We start from the raw sequence: 2579 nt of genomic DNA on the forward strand, positions 1-2579 counted from the left end.
GTAGCCGTACCGGAAGGTGCGGCTGGATCACCTCCTTTCTAAGGAGCAACACATCCACCCCGCCGGGATACCCGGACCAACGGTGGTGGAGTGGCCGGCACTCAACACCCGAACGTGGTGTTGTGCTGGTTGCTCAAGGAATTGTGGAACTACTGGTTATGGCCTGAGGCCAGGTTGCTGATGACTTCTAGTACTGCACCTTGGGTGCGTGGAACGGGGTATGTCGGGTCTGGTTGATGATTGTTCGCTGGCATGCTGTTGGGTCCTGAGGCAACACGCCGAGGGGCTTACACGAGCTCCAGAGTTGTTTGTTTCTGGTGTGGTGTTTGAGAACTGTAGAGTGGATGCGAGCATCTTTGTGGTCAAGTTGTTAAGGGCACATGGTGGATGTCTTGGCTTCAGGAGCCGATGAAGGACGTGGGAGGCTGCGATATGCCTCGGGGAGCTGTCAACCGAGCTGTGATCCGAGGATTTCCGAATGGGGAAACCCAGCACCAGTTATGTGGTGTTACCCGCATCTGAATATATAGGGTGTGTGGAGGGAACGCGGGGAAGTGAAACATCTCAGTACCCGTAGGAAGAGAAAACAACCGTGATTCCGTGAGTAGTGGCGAGCGAAAGCGGAAGAGGCTAAACCATGCACATGTCAAGCTGTCAGGCGTTGTGTGTGTGGTGTTGTGGGACCCAGCGTCGAGGATCTGACAGTTCTCGGAGCGGTTACGCGTGTTAGTGGAACGCCTTGGGATGGGCGACCGGAGTGGGTGAGAGTCCCGTACGCGAAAACACGTTGTGGATCGTTTGTTTGGTGTTCCCGAGTAGCAGCGAGCTCGTGGAATTTGCTGTGAATCTGCCGGGACCACCCGGTAAGCCTAAATACTTCCTGAAGACCGATAGCGGACTAGTACCGTGAGGGAAAGATGAAAAGTACCCCGGGAGGGGAGTGAAAGAGTACCTGAAACCGTGTGCCTACAAGCCGTCAGAGCCCGAGCACATCCTTGTGATGTTGAGGTGATGGCGTGCCTTTTGAAGAATGAGCCTGCGAGTTAGTGCTGCGTGGCGAGGTTAACCCGTGTGGGGTAGCCGTAGCGAAAGCGAGTCTGAATAGGGCGTCTGAGTCGCGTGGTCTAGACCCGAAGCGGAGTGATCTACCCATGGCCAGGCTGAAGCGTCGGTAAGACGACGTGGAGGGCCGAACCCACTTAGGTTGAAAACTGAGGGGATGAGCTGTGGGTAGGGGTGAAAGGCCAATCAAACTCCGTGATAGCTGGTTCTCCCCGAAATGCATTTAGGTGCAGCGTCACATGTTTCTCCACGGGGGTAGAGCTACTGGATGGTCTAGGGGCCTTACCGGGTTACCGAAATCAACCAAACTCCGAATACCGTGGTGTGAGAGTGTGGCAGTGAGACGGCGGGGGATAAGCTTCGTCGTCGAGAGGGAAACAGCCCAGAACACCAGCTAAGGCCCCTAAGTGTGTGCTCAGTGGGAAAGGATGTGGGATTGCCCAGACAACCAGGAGGTTGGCTTAGAAGCAGCCACCCTTGAAAGAGTGCGTAATAGCTCACTGGTCAAGTGGTCCTGCGCCGACAATGTAGCGGGGCTTAAGCACACCGCCGAAGCTGTGTCATTCGTGCATATAGATCGGCGTCTCTCTTGAAGGGACGTCTAGTCGCACGGATGGGTAGGGGAGCGTCCTGCATCCAGGGAAGCGGCGGCGGAAGCCAGTCGTGGAGGGTGTGGGAGTGAGAATGCAGGCATGAGTAGCGAATGCAGAGTGAGAAACTCTGCCGCCGGATGACCAAGGGTTCCTGGGCCAGGCTAATCCGCCCAGGGTAAGTCGGGACCTAAGGCGAGGCCGACAGGCGTAGTCGATGGATAACGGGTTGATATTCCCGTACCCGAGCACGTGCGCCCAGGATGAGGCGGTTGATACTAACCACCCGAAGCGCCATCCAAGACCCTTCGGGGTGGAGGGTGGTTGTGGAGCGTGGGATCTGATTCCGTAGTAGTCGAGTGATGGGGTGACGCAGGAAGGTAGCTCCGCCAGTGAGTGGTAGTACTGGTGTAAGCGTGTAGGCCGGAGTGTAGGTAAATCCGCACTCTATATAGGTTGAGACGTGATGCGTAGCCGATTGAGGCGAAGTAGAGTGATCCTATGCTGCCGAGAAAAGCCTCTAGCGAGTGCGTGCACGGCCCGTACCCCAAACCAACACAGGTGGTCAGGTAGAGAATACTAAGGCGATCGGGTGAACTGTGGTTAAGGAACTCGGCAAAATGCCCCCGTAACTTCGGGAGAAGGGGGGCCAAACACTCTGAAGTCCCTTGCGGACTAGGGGTGGGTGGCCGCAGAGACCAGCGGAAAGCGACTGTTTACTAAAAACACAGGTCCATGCGAAGTCGCAAGACGATGTATATGGACTGACGCCTGCCCGGTGCTGGAACGTTAAGAGGACCGGTTAACCCCTTTTGGGGGTGAAGCTGAGAATTTAAGCGCCAGTAAACGGCGGTGGTAACTATAACCATCCTAAGGTAGCGAAATTCCTTGTCGGGTAAGTTCCGACCTGCACGAATGGCGTAACGA

1 rRNA gene is annotated in these 2579 nt (G+C 55.9%); it reads left to right on the top strand.

Annotated features, from left to right (window positions below):
- Window positions 1-360 precede the first annotated feature (360 nt).
- Window positions 361-2579, top strand: a 23S ribosomal RNA gene (locus AC069I_RS44300); the annotation flags it as partial.

This window comes from Amycolatopsis sp. NPDC043885 (assembly GCF_056435685.1).